This is a genomic window from Pseudomonas syringae, from assembly GCF_000737245.1.
GTDB lineage: Bacteria > Pseudomonadota > Gammaproteobacteria > Pseudomonadales > Pseudomonadaceae > Aquipseudomonas > Aquipseudomonas syringae_J.
This window is the reverse complement of record NZ_JPQU01000011.1, coordinates 80,910-95,795: the sequence shown is the minus strand read 5'-3', so window position 1 is coordinate 95,795 and position 14,886 is coordinate 80,910. Positions and strand designations below refer to the sequence as shown.

Sequence of the window (14,886 nt, the reverse complement as noted above, 5' to 3'; positions counted from 1 at the left end):
GGGCCAGCGGTACATAAACCACTGACCAGAAAATTTCGCTTGTTCCAGACACGCCAACGCGGGAGCAAGCTCCCGCGCGGCGACATCCTACCAGTCACCGCCCAAAAGCGGGCAACTGGCTTACAAGTGAGCCTGCGCTTACTTGTTTTCTTTCACTTCTTCAAACTCTGCATCGACAACGTCGTCAGCAGGCTTGGCTTCTTCCTTCGCCGCCTGAGCACCGCCTTGTGGCTGCTCAGCCTGCTCGGCGTACATTTTCTGGGCAACAGGTGCCGACACTTTGGACAGCTCTTCAACCTTGGCGTCGATAGCAGCTTTGTCGTCGCCTTTGACAGCAGCTTCCAGAGCAACCAGCGCAGCTTCGATCGCAGTTTTTTCTTCGGCAGTGACCTTGTCGCCAGCGTCGGAAATCATTTTGCGAGTCGAGTGAACCAGTGCGTCGCCCTGGTTGCGGGCTGCTGCCAGCTCTTCGAACTTGCGATCTTCTTCAGCGTTGACTTCAGCATCACGAACCATCTGCTGAATTTCTTCCTCGGACAGACCCGAGTTAGCCTTGATCACGATCGACTGCTGCTTGCCGGTCGCCTTGTCTTTGGCGCCGACGTGCAGGATGCCGTTGGCGTCGATGTCGAAAGTTACTTCGATCTGTGGAACGCCACGTGGTGCTGGTGGAATCTCGGCCAGGTCGAACTTGCCCAGAGACTTGTTCTGACCAGCTTGCTTACGCTCACCCTGCAGCACGTGAATGGTCACAGCGCCCTGGTTGTCGTCGGCAGTCGAGAACACTTGGGATTTCTTGGTAGGAATCGTGGTGTTTTTCTCGATCAGCGCAGTCATCACGCCGCCCATGGTTTCGATACCCAGCGTCAGCGGGCTAACGTCCAGCAGCAGAACGTCTTTAACGTCACCAGCCAATACCGCGCCCTGGATAGCAGCACCCATTGCCACAGCTTCGTCCGGGTTAACGTCTTTACGTGCTTCTTTGCCGAAGAACTCGGTAACCAGCTTCTGAACCAGCGGCATACGAGTCTGACCACCGACCAGAATCACGTCGTTGATAGCGCCGATGTCGATACCAGCATCTTTCAGAGCGATACGGCATGGCTCGATGGTGCGCTGAACCAGGTCTTCAACCAGCGATTCCAGCTTCGAGCGGGAGATTTTCACGTTCAAGTGCTTAGGACCGGTAGCGTCTGCAGTGATGTACGGCAGGTTAACGTCGGTCTGCATGCTCGAAGACAATTCGATCTTGGCTTTCTCAGCGGCTTCTTTCAGGCGCTGCATGGCCAGCGGATCACCTTTGAGGTTCATGCCGCTTTCTTTCTTGAATTCGTCAACGAGGTAGTCGATCAGACGGATGTCGAAGTCTTCACCACCCAGGAACGTGTCGCCGTTGGTCGCCAACACTTCGAACTGGTGCTCGCCATCAACTTCAGCAATTTCGATAACCGAAACGTCGAAAGTACCGCCACCCAGGTCATAAACGATGACAGTGTGGTCGCCCTTCGCTTTGTCCATACCATAAGCCAGAGCGGCTGCGGTTGGTTCGTTGATGATACGTTTTACGTCCAGCCCCGCGATGCGGCCGGCGTCTTTGGTCGCCTGACGCTGGCTATCGTTGAAGTAAGCCGGAACGGTGATCACCGCTTCAGTCACTGCTTCACCGAGGTAGTCTTCGGCAGTCTTCTTCATCTTTTTCAAGATTTCAGCGGAGATCTGCGGCGGAGCCATTTTCTGACCGTTGACTTCGACCCATGCGTCGCCGTTGTCAGCCTTGACGATCTTGTAAGGGACCATCTGGATATCTTTCTGCACGACTTCTTCGTCGAAACGACGACCGATCAGACGCTTCACCGCGTACAGGGTGTTATGCGGATTGGTCACTGCCTGACGCTTGGCCGATTGGCCAACAAGAATTTCGCCGTCATTTGCGTAAGCAATGATCGAAGGTGTAGTACGAGTGCCTTCGGCGTTCTCGATAACCTTGACGTTGCCGTTTTCCAGAATGGAGACGCAGGAGTTGGTGGTCCCCAGGTCGATACCGATAATTCTGCCCATCTTTGACTCTCCCGAAAATTTTGAATTTGGTTGCCGCAACTGCGTTTACAAATTGCGGTAGCTCTTAAACGCTTGGCCTATAAATGGGGGCCAGACAGCTGATTTCAAGCCTGCTCATCAATTGATGGCTGAACAGGCGATGGAGCCTTGCTGACCACGACCATTGCCGGGCGCAGCAGACGACCATTGAGCTGATAACCCTTCTGGAACACTTTCAATACGCTGTTTGGCTCGACATCCGCGCTTTCCTGCATCGCCATTGCCTGATGGTGCTCGGCGTTGAATGGCTGGCCGTGCGGATCAATGGCTTCGAGCTGATAACGCTTGAGGGTGTCGTTGAACATTTTCAGCGTCAGCTCGATACCTTCACGCATCGGACGAATGCTTTCGTCGTCCGGATTGGACAGGTCCAGCCCGCGCTCCAGGCTGTCGACAATCGGCAGCAAATCGCCAGCGAATTTCTCGAGGGCGAATTTGTGGGCCTTTTCTACATCTTGCTCTGCACGGCGGCGGACGTTCTGCAAATCCGCAGCCACTCGCAGGGACTGGTCCTGCGCCGCAGCCAATTGCTCTTCGAGCACTTGCACGCGGGTCACCAATTCTTCACCGGAAACTGCATCGGCAGTCTGGTCCTGAGTCTGCGCATCCAGATTCTGTTCGTCAGCCATAGATTTCTCCTTTCAAATACGTCCGCGAGCTCAACTCGCGCTTCTGTCCCCCTATATGGGAGCGGATTTCTCAGCTTCAAGAGCGAATTCACGCAGATCGATGAAAGCCCGCACAAATTTTCCGGTCACCGCCAAGCCCTTATCCGGCTTGAACAATTTCCCGGATCGACTACAAAAAGGATGAATGACATCGAACAAGGCCAAATCAGGGCATTGTCAGCAGCAAATAAAACACTGTATAAATAACCAGACAAATCGCCTGGGAGCCACTCCATGCTGGTGCACCTTTCCGTACATAACTACGCCATCGTTGAACATCTCGATCTCGAGCTGGACCGAGGCATGAGCGTAATCACCGGCGAAACCGGTGCTGGCAAATCCATCATGCTCGATGCATTGGGCCTGACCCTGGGTGATCGCGCTGACAGTGGCGTGGTTCGCCCTGGCGCGGAAAAAGCCGACATCCTGGCAACTTTTGATCTGGCAGATATTCCCGAAGCCCAGACCTGGTTGCAGGAACGCGATCTGGACAACGATGGCCCGTGCATTCTGCGCCGAGTCATCACTGCCGAAGGTCGCTCGCGCTCTTACATCAATGGCACCCCATGCCCCCAAGGCGATTTGAAGGCGCTGGGCGAGTTGCTGATCGATATTCACAGCCAGCACGAGCACCAGTCGCTCCTTAAGCCTGATACCCACCGCCGTCTATTGGATGAATACGCTGGCGCAACCGATCTTGCCCGTCAGGTTCAGCTTGCCGCGCAACGCTGGCGTCAGACACGTCAGGAGCTTGACCGCCTGTCCAATTCCGGCGATGAACAGCGTTCACGTCACCAGCTCCTGAGTTATCAACTGGAAGAGCTGGAAAGCCTGAGCCTGGGCGAGGATGAACTGGAACAGTTGGAACAGGAACACAAAAACCTGACCAACGCCGAAAGCCTGCTGAGCATCTGCCGTCAGGTGGTTGAGCAATGCAGCGAAGACGATTCCGGCAATGTGCTCAATGCATTGACCGCCAGTCTGCACCGGCTAGGCAGCGTCAATGATTCGCCCGTGGCCTTGAGTGAAGCGACCAACCTGCTGTCCAGCGCGCAGATTCAAGTGGAAGAGGCCATGGGCGAGCTCAATCGCTTCCTTGACCATTTCGACGCCGATCCGGCGCGCCTGCAACAACTGGAAGAACGGCTCGACGCGATCTATACGCTGGCGCGCAAGCATCGTATCCAACCCACGGAAGTGGCGACACTTCAGCAAAAGCTGCTGGATGAAATCGAAACACTGAATGCCAATGACGAGGCAATCGAGCGCCTGGAAAACGAACTGGCTTCCTTCGCTCGCCACTATAAAGAGAAGGCACGGGAGTTGAGCGACCTGCGTCATCGCGCGGCGCCGGAGCTTGCAACAGCCGTCGAACATGAAATCCAGCGCCTGGGTATGCCGGGCGGACGCTTCAGCATCGCACTCAAAGCTAACCCCGAAAAAGAGTTGTTACCCAACGGGCTGGAGCAAGTCGAACTGCTGGTCAGTGCCAACCCTGGCCAACCTTTAAAGGCACTGGCCAAGGTTGCGTCCGGTGGCGAGCTTTCGCGTATCAGTCTGGCGATTCAGGTGATCACCGCACAAACGTCGCGGGTACCCACGCTGGTATTCGATGAAGTGGACGTCGGCATCGGCGGGCCAACGGCAGAGATTGTTGGCCAACTACTAAGAAGACTCGGGGACCGCGGCCAGGTGATGACGGTAACGCACTTGCCTCAAGTGGCGGCTCAGGGCCATCAGCATTTGTTTGTGCACAAGGTTCGAGACAGCGAAGCAACGCGCACTGCCGTCTCGAAACTGAGCAAGACCGAACGCATAGAAGAAGTGGCGCGCATGCTGGGCGGCATAGACCTGACCAAAGAATCATTGGCTCATGCCAAGAAGATGGTGGTCACAGCCAAGGGCTGAGCCTTCGCCGAATCGAAATGCGCCCCGCCCCTGTAAGAGCGCGCGAGCACCGCGAGGCCACGATGGCGGTGCATCAGACACACCGCTAGCGCTGCCTCGCGGTGCTCGTGAGCTCTTACAGGAACCGTGGTTATCTATTGGAGCTGGGCTTGCCCGCGAAGAACGATAACGCCGTGTATTTGACAGACCCCAGCGCCTGAATCGCGGGAAAGCACCCACAGATCAGTTGAACCCGTATGACCGGCTTAAGCCGGGAGGACGTCGGTACAGTCGTTGCATCTCCTTTGTCAGAAACGCAGCTCTCCCGGCGAAAGCTGGTCCTACGAAAATGGAATGCAGGCAAACATAGAATCTGCCACAGAATTAAATCTCAGGGTTCCAAAACCCTTTCTGCCCCCCCAAAAACGCACAAAGGCGACCCTAAGGTCGCCTTCGCTGTTTGCCGCAAAAAAGACTTAAGCCTTTTTTTGGCGCACGTACAGTACCAGGTTGTGATCCACCAACTCGTACCCGTGCTTCTCGACGATCGCCTTCTGGAGCTTCTCGATTCCTTCGTCGAAGAATTCGATCACTTCACCAGATTCCACATTGACCATATGGTCGTGGTGGCCGCCGTCAGCCAGTTCGAATACCGCATGTCCACCGTCGAAGTTGTGGCGAACCACCAATCCGGCAGCTTCGAACTGGGTCAGGACACGGTAAACCGTGGCCAGTCCGACGTCCTCGCTAGCTTCCATGAGAGCCTTGTAAACATCCTCGGCACTCATGTGTCGCTGCTCGGCAGAATCGAGCATTTGTAGTATTTTGACCCGTGGCAGGGTCACTTTAAGTCCGGCTTTTCGTAGTTCGCTATTTTCAACCATGGTCAGCTTTCTCGCAGACGCTGCTTCGCAGCTTCTCTTAATGCAGGTATGATCGGGGTTTACGTTGTCCCAGCCAAGATAGTGGAAGTCGCCCACCGATGCAAAACACCAAGCTCCTGCTAACCAGTTTCACCCTCGTGGGACTGCTCGCACTCGCCGGTTGTTCATTCCCCGGGGTTTACAAAATCGACATCCAGCAAGGCAATGTCGTCACGCAGGACATGATAGACCAGTTAAGGCCGGGAATGACCCGACGGCAAGTACGGTTTATCATGGGCAACCCTCTGCTGACCGACACTTTCCACGCTGATCGCTGGGATTACCTGTACAGCCTGCAGCCAGGCGGTGGTGAACGTCAGCAAGAACGCATGACTCTGATCTTCAATAGCAACGATCAGCTTGTCAGCCTCAATGGCGACTTCATGCCAGGCGTAAGCCGTGATGACGCCATTCTGGGTCGCGGCAATGACACCAACGTCACGCCGGCCAATGGCGAACAGCCAAAAGCAGAAGAGCCACCGAAGCCGGGCTCGATGCTGGAGCAGATCCAGAACGACGTCGACAAAGTCGAGACCGTGCCGGTACCTAGCCAGGAACCGCTGGAAACATCGCCGCAGTAATAACGGCAGCGAAAGAAAAAGCCCGGCATGCCGGGCTTTTTGCTATCTGCAGTTTGCTTTGAGAAGCAAAGACGCTATTTAGTCAGATCCTTCCGCGCCTTCGCCGCCTTGGCTGCCCGTAGACGCCGAACTTCCATGGGGTCGGCCAGCAACGGTCGGTAGATCTCGATGCGCTCCCTGTTCTCCAGTACCCGCTCCCCATCCACCACTTTGCCAAAAATACCGACAGGGCAATGGGCGACATCCAGCTCTGGAAAAGCGCTAGTCACTTCAGCCAGCAACAAAGCCTGCCGGACAGTCGTCCCAATGGGCACGCTGATACTGAGTAGCGCCTGACAATCAACGGCAGCGTAGACCACCTCGACCGAAATCATGTGCTCAGCCATGCAGCTCTTTCGCCCGCTGGCAAAAGGCGTCAACCAACGTGTTGGCCGCCTGATTGAACAGCGGACCCAAGGTAGCCCGCACGATGGGACCGGCGTAATCGAAGGATAGATCCAGGCTGATCTTGCAGGCCTTTTCGCCCAGAGCCTTGAACGTCCAGACACCGTGCAACTGATTGAACGGGCCTTCCACCAGATCCATCACGATGGACTGCCCTGGCACCAGGGTGTTTTGTGTAACGAAATGCTGGCTCAACCCGCCCTTGGCGATTTCCAGGCTGGCGCGCATATGGCCTTCGCTCGCATCAAGCACTTTGGCGGCGGAGCACCATGGCAGGAATTCAGAGTAGCGGGCGACATCATTGACCAGGTCGTAGAGAACCTGAGCCGGGTAAGGTAAAAGGGCAGAACGTTGAATATGCGTAGTCATGTCAGCGTCACTTCCAAAGCTGAGCGGCAAACCCGACAGGTCCGCCGAACGGCGCCACATAGCGCATCAAAAGAACGTCAAAGCAAAGAGCGCCAAGGCCCGTCACCCAAACCTGCAATACGGTAGCGGTCACTCATCGACGAAAAGTCGCAGGGTGATCAGTCGACCCGACAAGCCTGCATCGGTTCGCTCTAAATGCTACCGGGTTTCGATTCAGGGCGAAGAACACAGCCCGTCGAAGCAGGCGCATTGTCCGGGATTCAACCAACGTGCTCAAGCACGCAGGTTGCCCATAGCCGAGTTTGAAGCGAGTCCCTATAATGCGTCGCCTATGGCTAAGCTCAAGAAACACCCTACAGGGACCATCGCGCAAAATAAAAAGGCGCGTCACGATTACTTCATCGAACACAAGTTCGAGGCCGGTCTGGTCCTGGCTGGCTGGGAAGTAAAAAGTCTGCGTGCCAACAAGGTACAGCTGGTAGACAGTTACGTGCTGCTCAAAGACGGTGAGGCATGGCTGATGGGTAGCCATATCTCGCCGTTGACGACCGCAAGCACCCACGTCATCGCTGACCCGACACGTACCCGCAAACTGTTGCTGAACCAGCGTGAGCTTGAAAAGCTGACCACGTCTGTTCAGCAAAAAGGCTATGCCTGCGTGGCCCTTTCCCTTTACTGGAAACAGCACTTGATCAAGTGTGAAATTGCTCTGGGTAAAGGCAAGAAGGAATACGACAAGCGCCACACCGAGCGTGAACGCGATTCCGATCGCGAGCTGCAACGTGCCGTGCGGACCAAGGGCAAGGATGATTAGTCGTCCTGCCTGATCATCCCACGTGGGACCGGCTTCAGCCGGGAAGAGGCCGGTACAGTCGCAGATTCTGTATAGGCAGGAGCGCCGCCTTCCCGGCTAAAGCCGGTCCCACGGGTTAAACCGCACAATCCCAATCTCACATCCCATTGCGCCGCTCAGCCCGAGCCGTGCGCTGAGCCTGCTGCCTGACCTCCTCCAGCACCTCCTGAACATAAAGCAGATGCTGACTGGAAATCTCCCGCGCGTCGTCCGCACGACCTTCGATGATCGACGCATAGAGCTCCCGGTGCTGACTGATGAGCATGTCGCGGGTTTCACTGCGTTGCTTGTACATCCCGCCGATATTGATCACCACGTTGCGCTTGAGCAGATCAAACAAGCCGCGAATCGTATGCAGCAAAACCGCATTATGACTGGCTTCGGCAATTGCCAGGTGGAAGCTCGCATCGGCAGCACCCTCCTCTGCCCGGCTGACCTCGCCAGCTCGTGAGTAGCAATCCTGCAGTGTTTCAAAAGCCTGTCGCAGCCGTTCTCGGTCTAGATCAGTGGCGCGCATGGCCGCGTAATAAGCGCAGGACGCCTCCAGGGTGTGACGAAACTCAAGCAAATCCCGCTGAGCCTCCGGGCTGCTTTCGAGCAAGTGCAGCAGCGGATCACTGAACGTCGAGCCGATATTTTCCACCACATAATTGCCGCCACCCTGCCGACTTACCAGCAAGCCTTTGGCGGTCAGCTTCTGAATCGCCTCACGCAGTGAAGGCCGTGAAACGCCGAACTGCTCCGCCAGGGCACGCTCGGCAGGCAAGCGACCGCCCGACTTGAGCGTGCCTTCCAGAATCATTTTTTCCAGCTGTTCCACAATATCGTCAGACAAACGGCGCTGACGCACCTGATCAAAGCCCATAACCCTCACTCCACATCCCCGATCAGTTACCGGGACCGCACATTCTGGCTGATTGCCGCTACGCAAACACCCCTCAGATGAAGCCGCCAATGGCGTGTCAGTTGAGAATTCAACGAAATCTGCGACGAAAGTCGCACCAACTCAAATTGACACAGCAATAGCAAGGCTTCTACCCTACGATCACGACATTGTAAATTGGTATTACCAATTTACAAATGATCATTAGTGACTAACCTTCACTTCGCTACAAGACCTTTTGAGCCTATCCAAAAATAATTCGGGGCCATACATATGCAAACCTGGCAACAGTTCTACACTCCGCTGGGCAGCCTGGGCCTTTCGGCCGTCGCTGCACTCATTCCCATCGTGTTTTTCTTTCTCGCATTAGCGGTGTTCAGGCTCAAAGGCCACATCGCCGGTAGTATCACGCTGGTCTTGTCTGTGCTGGTGGCGATATTCGCCTTCCAGATGCCGGCCGACATGGCGATTGCAGCCGCGGGGTATGGATTTGCATACGGCTTGTGGCCGATTGCCTGGATCATCGTAGCCGCCGTTTTTCTCTACAAATTGACCGTCAAGAGCGGACAGTTCGAGATCATTCGCAGCTCGGTCATGTCGATCACCGACGACCAGCGCCTGCAAGTCCTCCTGATCGCTTTCTGCTTCGGCGCGTTCCTCGAAGGTGCAGCCGGTTTCGGCGCTCCAGTGGCGATCACTGCTGCGCTGCTGGTTGGTCTCGGCCTGAACCCCCTCTACGCTGCGGGCCTGTGCCTGATCGCCAACACAGCGCCGGTTGCTTTCGGCGCGCTGGGGATTCCGGTGATCGTTGCTGGCCAAGTGTCCGGGATTGATGCGTTCAAGATCGGCGCCATGGCCGGTCGGCAACTGCCCTTCCTGTCACTCTTCGTGCCGTTCTGGCTGATGTTCATGATGGACGGCCTCAAAGGCGTCAAGGAAACCTGGCCAGCCGCGCTGGTGGCGGGGGCGAGTTTCGGGATTACCCAATTCTTCACCTCGAACTACATCGGCCCTGAGCTGCCGGACATCACCTCAGCCTTGGTCAGCATGGTTTCCCTGACCCTGTTCCTGAAGGTCTGGCAGCCACAGCGCGCCACTGAAAGCGCGGTCATCGGTTCCGGTGGCGCAGCCATCATCGGCAGCCCGGGCGGCTTCGGTCAGCCACGCAATTCGGTGAAATCGCCTTACACACTCGGGCAGATCATCAAAGCCTGGTCACCGTTCCTGATTCTCACGGTAATGGTCACCATCTGGACCCTCAAGCCCTTCAAAGCAATGTTCGCCGCCGGTGGCGCGATGCAGGCGTGGACCTTCAACCTGCCGATTCCGCATCTGGACCAGCTGGTGATGAAAACTGCCCCTATCGTCGCCAACATCACGGCCATGCCAGCGGTATACAAATTCGACCTGATTGCCGCATCGGGCACCGCGATTCTGTTCTCGGCCATCCTCGCGATGTTCGTCTTGAGAATCAGCCCCCTCACTGGCCTGACCACTTTCAAGGAAACGCTGAAAGAACTGCGCTGGGCGATAGTTTCCATCGGTATGGTGCTGGCCTTCGCCTTTGTCATGAACTACTCAGGCATGTCGTCGACACTGGCGCTGGTTCTGGCCGGTACCGGCGCTGCGTTCCCGTTCTTCTCGCCGTTCCTCGGCTGGCTGGGCGTGTTCCTGACCGGCTCGGATACCTCGTCCAACGCGCTGTTCGGCTCCTTGCAGGCGACCACTGCGCATCAGGTGGGCGTTAGCGATGTGTTGATGGTGGCGGCCAACTCCACCGGCGGCGTAACCGGCAAGATGATCTCGCCGCAATCCATCGCCGTGGCCTGCGCAGCCACCGGATTGGTGGGCAAGGAATCCGATCTGTTCCGCTTTACCCTCAAGCACAGCATTTTCTTTGCCACCATCATCGGCTGCATGACCTACGCCCAGGCCTACTGGTTCACCGGCATGCTGGTGCATTGATAGACGCAACACTGCGCAACCCGACGGCGCACTCACCTGCGCCGTCGACTCTTTTCCAACTGCTTGGTCTGCCGAGCGGTTTTACCTGTACGACGCACACGGCGCTCATGCCTTGATGTGCTGACTCTGGAGGATGCATGAGCCTGCCCGCCGCCTTCCTGCGCGACGCCCGACAGCTGATCCCCGAACAAAGGCGCTTCGACGACGCATTGTCGACCCTGGCATTCGGCACCGACGCCAGCTTTTATCGGCTGATTCCCAAGCTGGTGATCCGGGTTGAATCAGAAAATGAAGTGGTGCAGCTACTCAAGCTGGCCCAGCGCGACAAGGTCTCGGTCACTTTCCGCGCAGCGGGCACCAGCTTGTCAGGCCAGGCCATCAGTGATTCGGTACTGCTGGTGCTGGGTGACAATTGGAATGGCCGCGAACTACGCGATGAAGGCGCACAAATCCGCCTGCAACCCGGGGTGATCGGCGCGCACGCCAATGCCTGGCTCGCTCCGTATGGCCGTAAGATCGGACCCGACCCAGCGTCGATCAACGCCTGCAAAATCGGCGGGATCGTCGCCAACAACGCCAGCGGCATGTGCTGCGGCACCGCGCAAAATACCTATCACACCCTGGCGGGCATGCGGCTGATACTGGCCGATGGCACGGCAGTGGACACTGAAGACCCACAGAGCGTCGCGGCTTTTCGCATCAGCCATGCCGACCTGCTGCAACAGCTGTCAGTACTCGGCCAAAAAACCCGTGCCAACGCCGAACTGGCCGCTCGAATTCGCCACAAATACCGTCTGAAAAATACCACTGGCCTGTCGCTTAATGCCCTGGTGGATTATGAGGAACCGCTGGATATCCTCAGCCACCTGCTGGTGGGTTCCGAAGGTACCCTGGGCTTTATCAGCTCGGTTACCTACGACACCGTGGTCGACCACCCCAGCAAAGCGTCAGCCCTGATTGTTTTCCCGGATGTGGAAACCTGCTGCAACGCAGTCACCGTGCTGAAAACCCAGCCCGTCGCCGCAGTAGAACTGCTCGACCGCCGCAGCATGCGCTCGGTGCAGGACAAACCGGGAATGCCGGCTTTTGTGCGCGAACTGTCGAGCAACGCCTGCGCGCTGCTCATCGAAGCCCGTGCCGCCTCGCGCGTACTGCTCCATGAGCAACTGGCGCAAATCATGGGCTCCCTTGCTTCGTTCCCCGTGGAAAAGCAGGTCGACTTCACCGAAGACCCTGTGGAAAACGCCCGCCTGTGGGCAATCCGCAAGGACACCTTCCCTGCCGTCGGCGCTGTGCGATTGACCGGGACGACGGTGATCATCGAAGACGTCACCTTCCCGGTCGAGCAACTCGCCGTCGGCGTGCGTCGGCTGATCGAACTGTTCGACAAACATCATTACGACGAAGCCATCCTGTTCGGCCATGCCCTGGAGGGCAATCTGCATTTCGTCTTCACCCAGGGCTTCAACAACCCGGAAGAAGTCGCGCGTTATCAAGCGTTCATGGAAGACGTTGCGCAGCTGGTGGCGGTGGAATTCGGCGGCTCATTGAAGGCCGAACACGGCACCGGTCGCAACATGGCGCCCTTTGTCGAGTTGGAATGGGGTAGTGATGCCTATCAACTGATGTGGCAACTCAAACGCCTGCTCGACCCTAACGGCATCCTTAACCCAGACGTGGTGCTGAGCGAGGATCCGCAGATCCATTTGAAGCACCTGAAACCCCTGCCAGCCGCTGATGAAATCATCGATAAATGCATCGAGTGCGGCTTTTGCGAGCCGGTTTGCCCTTCCAAAGGCCTGACCCTCAGCCCACGCCAGCGCATTGTGATCTGGCGCGACATTCAGGCCCGCAAACGCGCCGGTATCAATACCGACGAACTGGAAAAGGCTTACCACTATCAGGGCATCGAAACCTGCGCCGCGACCGGCTTGTGCGCGCAACGCTGCCCGGTGGGGATAAACACCGGGGAACTGGTCAAAAAGCTGCGTAGCCAGGAGGCCAGCCACCGCCAGGTGGCAGGCTGGATGGCCCAGCACTTCAGAACCATGCTGCAAGGCGCGCGCTTCACCCTGCACGCCGCCAACGGTGCGCGCATGCTGCTGGGTGCTCCACGCCTGGCGAAAATCTCCGCCGCGCTCAGCAAAGCATCAGCCGGCCGCGTGCCACAGTGGACACCCGCCATGCCTCAGGCCGAGCATGCGATCAGCTTTACGCCGCCAGTTGAAGATCAGCGCCCACGCGTGGTTTACCTGGCGGCCTGCGTGTCCCGAGTGATGGGCCCGGCCGCGGCTGACAAAGAGCAAATGTCGCTCATGGACAAAACACGCGGCCTGCTGGAGAAAGCCGGGTACCAAGTGGTGTTCCCCGAGGACCAGGACAGCCTCTGCTGCGGCCAGCCATTTGCATCAAAAGGTTACAACGAACAGGCTGACAGCAAGCGCGAAGAACTGCTCGCCGCCCTGAGCAAAGCCAGCCGTGGCGGGCTTGATCCGATCTATTGCGATACCAGCCCCTGCACCCTGCGCCTGGTGCAAGACCTCAAGGACACCCGCCTGGATCTGTACGATCCCGTGCGATTTATCCGCACTCATCTGCTGGACAAACTGACCTTCACCCCGCAACGGGAACCCATCGCCGTTCACGTCACGTGCAGCACTCAACATTTGGGAGAAAGCCAGGCGCTGATCGAACTGGCAAGGCTGTGCAGCATCAACGTGGTCATCCCCGAAGGCATCCATTGCTGCGGCTTCGCGGGCGACAAAGGCTTCACCACCCCCGAGCTGAATGCCCACTCGCTGCGCTCTCTCAAGGACGCCGTGCAGTATTGCAGCGAAGGCATCTCCACCAGCCGCACATGCGAGATTGGCCTGACCCAACATGGAGGTATCGACTACCACGGGTTGGTGTATCTGGTGGATCGCGTCACACAGGCCAAAACCACCTGATCGCCGCATAGAAGCGGCGTTCGCCCTATTTTGGTGCCGAGATCGTCAAATATGGCTTTTTCACATGAGTGCAAAAAAAAATAGAACCCCTGCGTTTGTGGACAGTCAGTTTGTTTAAGCCCGCCAATGAAGTCGGGCTATTTTCAGACCTCGGCACAGGCCTTATCGACCGGCCACACCGAGTCCACAGGCTTAAGGAGATACACCATGAAGCGCACAGCACTCACAGGTTTGTTCCTCACCGCTGCACTGTTGGGTTCCCCGGTTTTTGCCGCAGATGACCTCTGTGATGCCAACCTTCAAGCTCTGAAGGATGCTCACACGTCCTCGGCTACCAACATGTCGGCTGACGACAAAATGGAAATCGAGAAAACTGAAAAAGCTGCGATGGCCGCTAAAGCTGCTGGTAACGAAAAAGAGTGCATCGAGATCACCACCAAACAAATCACTGCGTTGAAAAACATCGGCTCGGGCAGCGAAGGCGCCAAGTAAAACACCAGCCGGGCCAGACACATGGCTGGCCCGCAGGTGGTTTGCGTCAGAAGGTCGACGCGAACGCCTCGTTGGAGTACACTCCACGACCTGACCGCGAAAGCAGTCAGCTGGGGCCGATTAGGATTCGACGCCGGTGATGAAACTTTAGGTGCATGCCGACTTGGTAACAGAAGTCGTAAATCCACTGTTGCAACTACTTATAGTTGCCAATGACGCTAACTACGGCCAGGAAGAAATTCTAGCTGCGTAAGCAGCCTTAGAACCTGAGCTTCTGGTGCCTTCGGGCCCAGCAATCACTAGGGGATGTCTGTAAACCCGAAGTGATTGTCATATAGAACAGAATCGCCGTGCAGTACGCTGTGGACGAATCGGCTAAAACTTACACAGCTCGCCCAAAGCACCCTGCCCGTCGGGTCGCTGAGGGTTAACTTAATAGACACGGCTAAGCATGTAGGACCGACAGCGGAGTACTGGCGGACGGGGGTTCAAATCCCCCCGGCTCCACCAAATCCAGCAGTACAAAAAAGCACCTCGCGGCGACGCAGGTGCTTTTTTTGTGGCTGCAAGAAAGGTTGTTGAGGTTGCGTGATGCCAGCTTCAGAGCAGCCTTGCTAACACAGCCACATCTGCGGCTAGAGCCTGGTGATGTAGAAAATCAGCGAATGTGATGCAGTCATTCAGCATCTCGCCGAGTGCGAAGAACAATGACTACTCAAGCACAGAGCCCCCTGCAAGGGATAAAAACTGCCGGCCCAACAGTGATCTCCATCCTC

Annotated in this window: 12 protein-coding genes and 1 other RNA gene; 7 read left to right on the top strand and 6 right to left on the bottom strand. The window is 56.8% G+C overall.

Features of this window, described 5'->3' with window-relative positions; genetic code table 11:
- Positions 1 to 138: 138 nt before the first annotated feature.
- Together dnaK and grpE are read right to left on the bottom strand one after the other, a co-directional pair.
- Positions 139 to 2,058, bottom strand: coding sequence for a molecular chaperone DnaK (gene dnaK / locus IV01_RS24010; RefSeq protein WP_032624945.1), 1,920 nt, complete (start codon positions 2,056 to 2,058; stop codon positions 139 to 141).
- A gap of 104 nt (positions 2,059 to 2,162) precedes the next feature.
- Positions 2,163 to 2,726 (bottom strand): nucleotide exchange factor GrpE, encoded by a 564-nt coding sequence (gene grpE / locus IV01_RS24015; RefSeq protein WP_032624944.1) that lies wholly within the window; start codon positions 2,724 to 2,726, stop codon positions 2,163 to 2,165.
- Between the two features lie 273 nt (positions 2,727 to 2,999).
- Between grpE and recN the strand changes: the two genes are divergently transcribed.
- On the top strand, positions 3,000 to 4,673 hold the full coding sequence (gene recN, locus IV01_RS24020) for a DNA repair protein RecN (protein WP_032624943.1): 1,674 nt from the start codon (positions 3,000 to 3,002) through the stop codon (positions 4,671 to 4,673).
- A gap of 455 nt (positions 4,674 to 5,128) precedes the next feature.
- Here recN and fur read toward each other — a convergent pair whose 3' ends face one another.
- A complete protein-coding gene (gene fur, locus IV01_RS24025; RefSeq protein ID WP_032625026.1) occupies positions 5,129 to 5,536 on the bottom strand; it encodes a ferric iron uptake transcriptional regulator in 408 nt (135 codons plus the stop codon).
- 98 nt (positions 5,537 to 5,634) lie between these two features.
- On the opposite strand from fur, the gene IV01_RS24030 reads away from it, so the two are divergent.
- A complete protein-coding gene (locus IV01_RS24030) occupies positions 5,635 to 6,156 on the top strand; it encodes an outer membrane protein assembly factor BamE (RefSeq protein WP_032624942.1) in 522 nt (173 codons plus the stop codon).
- A 74-nt stretch (positions 6,157 to 6,230) separates the two neighbouring features.
- Here IV01_RS24030 and IV01_RS24035 read toward each other — a convergent pair whose 3' ends face one another.
- Both IV01_RS24035 and IV01_RS24040 read right to left on the bottom strand, forming a co-directional pair.
- Positions 6,231 to 6,542, bottom strand: coding sequence for an RnfH family protein (locus IV01_RS24035; protein WP_032624941.1), 312 nt, complete (start codon positions 6,540 to 6,542; stop codon positions 6,231 to 6,233).
- The gene (locus IV01_RS24040; RefSeq protein WP_032625023.1) at positions 6,535 to 6,969 is read right to left on the bottom strand and encodes a type II toxin-antitoxin system RatA family toxin; all 435 of its coding nucleotides are present in this window, start codon (positions 6,967 to 6,969) and stop codon (positions 6,535 to 6,537) included. The genes IV01_RS24035 and IV01_RS24040 overlap by 8 nt, the downstream gene beginning before the upstream one ends.
- 331 nt (positions 6,970 to 7,300) lie before the next feature.
- On the opposite strand from IV01_RS24040, the gene smpB reads away from it, so the two are divergent.
- Positions 7,301 to 7,783, top strand: a complete 483-nt coding sequence (smpB, locus tag IV01_RS24045) for an SsrA-binding protein SmpB (RefSeq protein ID WP_032624940.1) — start codon at positions 7,301 to 7,303, stop codon at positions 7,781 to 7,783.
- Between the two features lie 136 nt (positions 7,784 to 7,919).
- On the opposite strand, the gene IV01_RS24050 is transcribed toward smpB, so the two are convergent.
- Positions 7,920 to 8,687, bottom strand: coding sequence for a GntR family transcriptional regulator (locus IV01_RS24050; RefSeq protein WP_032624938.1), 768 nt, complete (start codon positions 8,685 to 8,687; stop codon positions 7,920 to 7,922).
- Positions 8,688 to 8,978: 291 nt separating this feature from the next.
- Here IV01_RS24050 and IV01_RS24055 point away from each other — a divergent pair, with 291 nt between their 5' ends.
- From IV01_RS24055 to ssrA, 4 genes are all read left to right on the top strand, one after another.
- Positions 8,979 to 10,670, top strand: coding sequence for a lactate permease LctP family transporter (locus IV01_RS24055; RefSeq protein WP_032624937.1), 1,692 nt, complete (start codon positions 8,979 to 8,981; stop codon positions 10,668 to 10,670).
- Between the two features lie 137 nt (positions 10,671 to 10,807).
- Positions 10,808 to 13,618 (top strand): FAD-binding and (Fe-S)-binding domain-containing protein, encoded by a 2,811-nt coding sequence (locus IV01_RS24060; RefSeq protein ID WP_032624936.1) that lies wholly within the window; start codon positions 10,808 to 10,810, stop codon positions 13,616 to 13,618.
- Positions 13,619 to 13,825: 207 nt separating this feature from the next.
- Positions 13,826 to 14,110 carry a hypothetical protein gene (locus tag IV01_RS24065; RefSeq protein ID WP_032624935.1) on the top strand — a complete coding sequence of 95 codons (285 nt, stop codon included), beginning with the start codon at positions 13,826 to 13,828 and terminating at the stop codon, positions 14,108 to 14,110.
- A gap of 112 nt (positions 14,111 to 14,222) precedes the next feature.
- Positions 14,223 to 14,620, top strand: a transfer-messenger RNA (tmRNA) gene (ssrA, locus tag IV01_RS26050).
- Positions 14,621 to 14,886 lie beyond the last annotated feature (266 nt).

Excerpts from the sequence above, each read along its gene's own strand:
- grpE (WP_032624944.1), bottom strand. The coding sequence starts at position 2,726 with ATGGCTGACGAACAGAATCTGGATGCGCAGACTCAGGACCAGACTGCC.
- recN (WP_032624943.1), top strand. The coding sequence starts at position 3,000 with ATGCTGGTGCACCTTTCCGTACATAACTACGCCATCGTTGAACATCTC.
- IV01_RS24055 (WP_032624937.1), top strand. The coding sequence starts at position 8,979 with ATGCAAACCTGGCAACAGTTCTACACTCCGCTGGGCAGCCTGGGCCTT.
- IV01_RS24065 (WP_032624935.1), top strand. The coding sequence starts at position 13,826 with ATGAAGCGCACAGCACTCACAGGTTTGTTCCTCACCGCTGCACTGTTG.
- IV01_RS24050 (WP_032624938.1), bottom strand. The coding sequence starts at position 8,687 with ATGGGCTTTGATCAGGTGCGTCAGCGCCGTTTGTCTGACGATATTGTG.
- IV01_RS24040 (WP_032625023.1), bottom strand. The coding sequence starts at position 6,969 with ATGACTACGCATATTCAACGTTCTGCCCTTTTACCTTACCCGGCTCAG.
- smpB (WP_032624940.1), top strand. The coding sequence starts at position 7,301 with ATGGCTAAGCTCAAGAAACACCCTACAGGGACCATCGCGCAAAATAAA.
- dnaK (WP_032624945.1), bottom strand. The coding sequence starts at position 2,058 with ATGGGCAGAATTATCGGTATCGACCTGGGGACCACCAACTCCTGCGTC.
- IV01_RS24035 (WP_032624941.1), bottom strand. The coding sequence starts at position 6,542 with ATGGCTGAGCACATGATTTCGGTCGAGGTGGTCTACGCTGCCGTTGAT.
- fur (WP_032625026.1), bottom strand. The coding sequence starts at position 5,536 with ATGGTTGAAAATAGCGAACTACGAAAAGCCGGACTTAAAGTGACCCTG.
- IV01_RS24060 (WP_032624936.1), top strand. The coding sequence starts at position 10,808 with ATGAGCCTGCCCGCCGCCTTCCTGCGCGACGCCCGACAGCTGATCCCC.
- IV01_RS24030 (WP_032624942.1), top strand. The coding sequence starts at position 5,635 with ATGCAAAACACCAAGCTCCTGCTAACCAGTTTCACCCTCGTGGGACTG.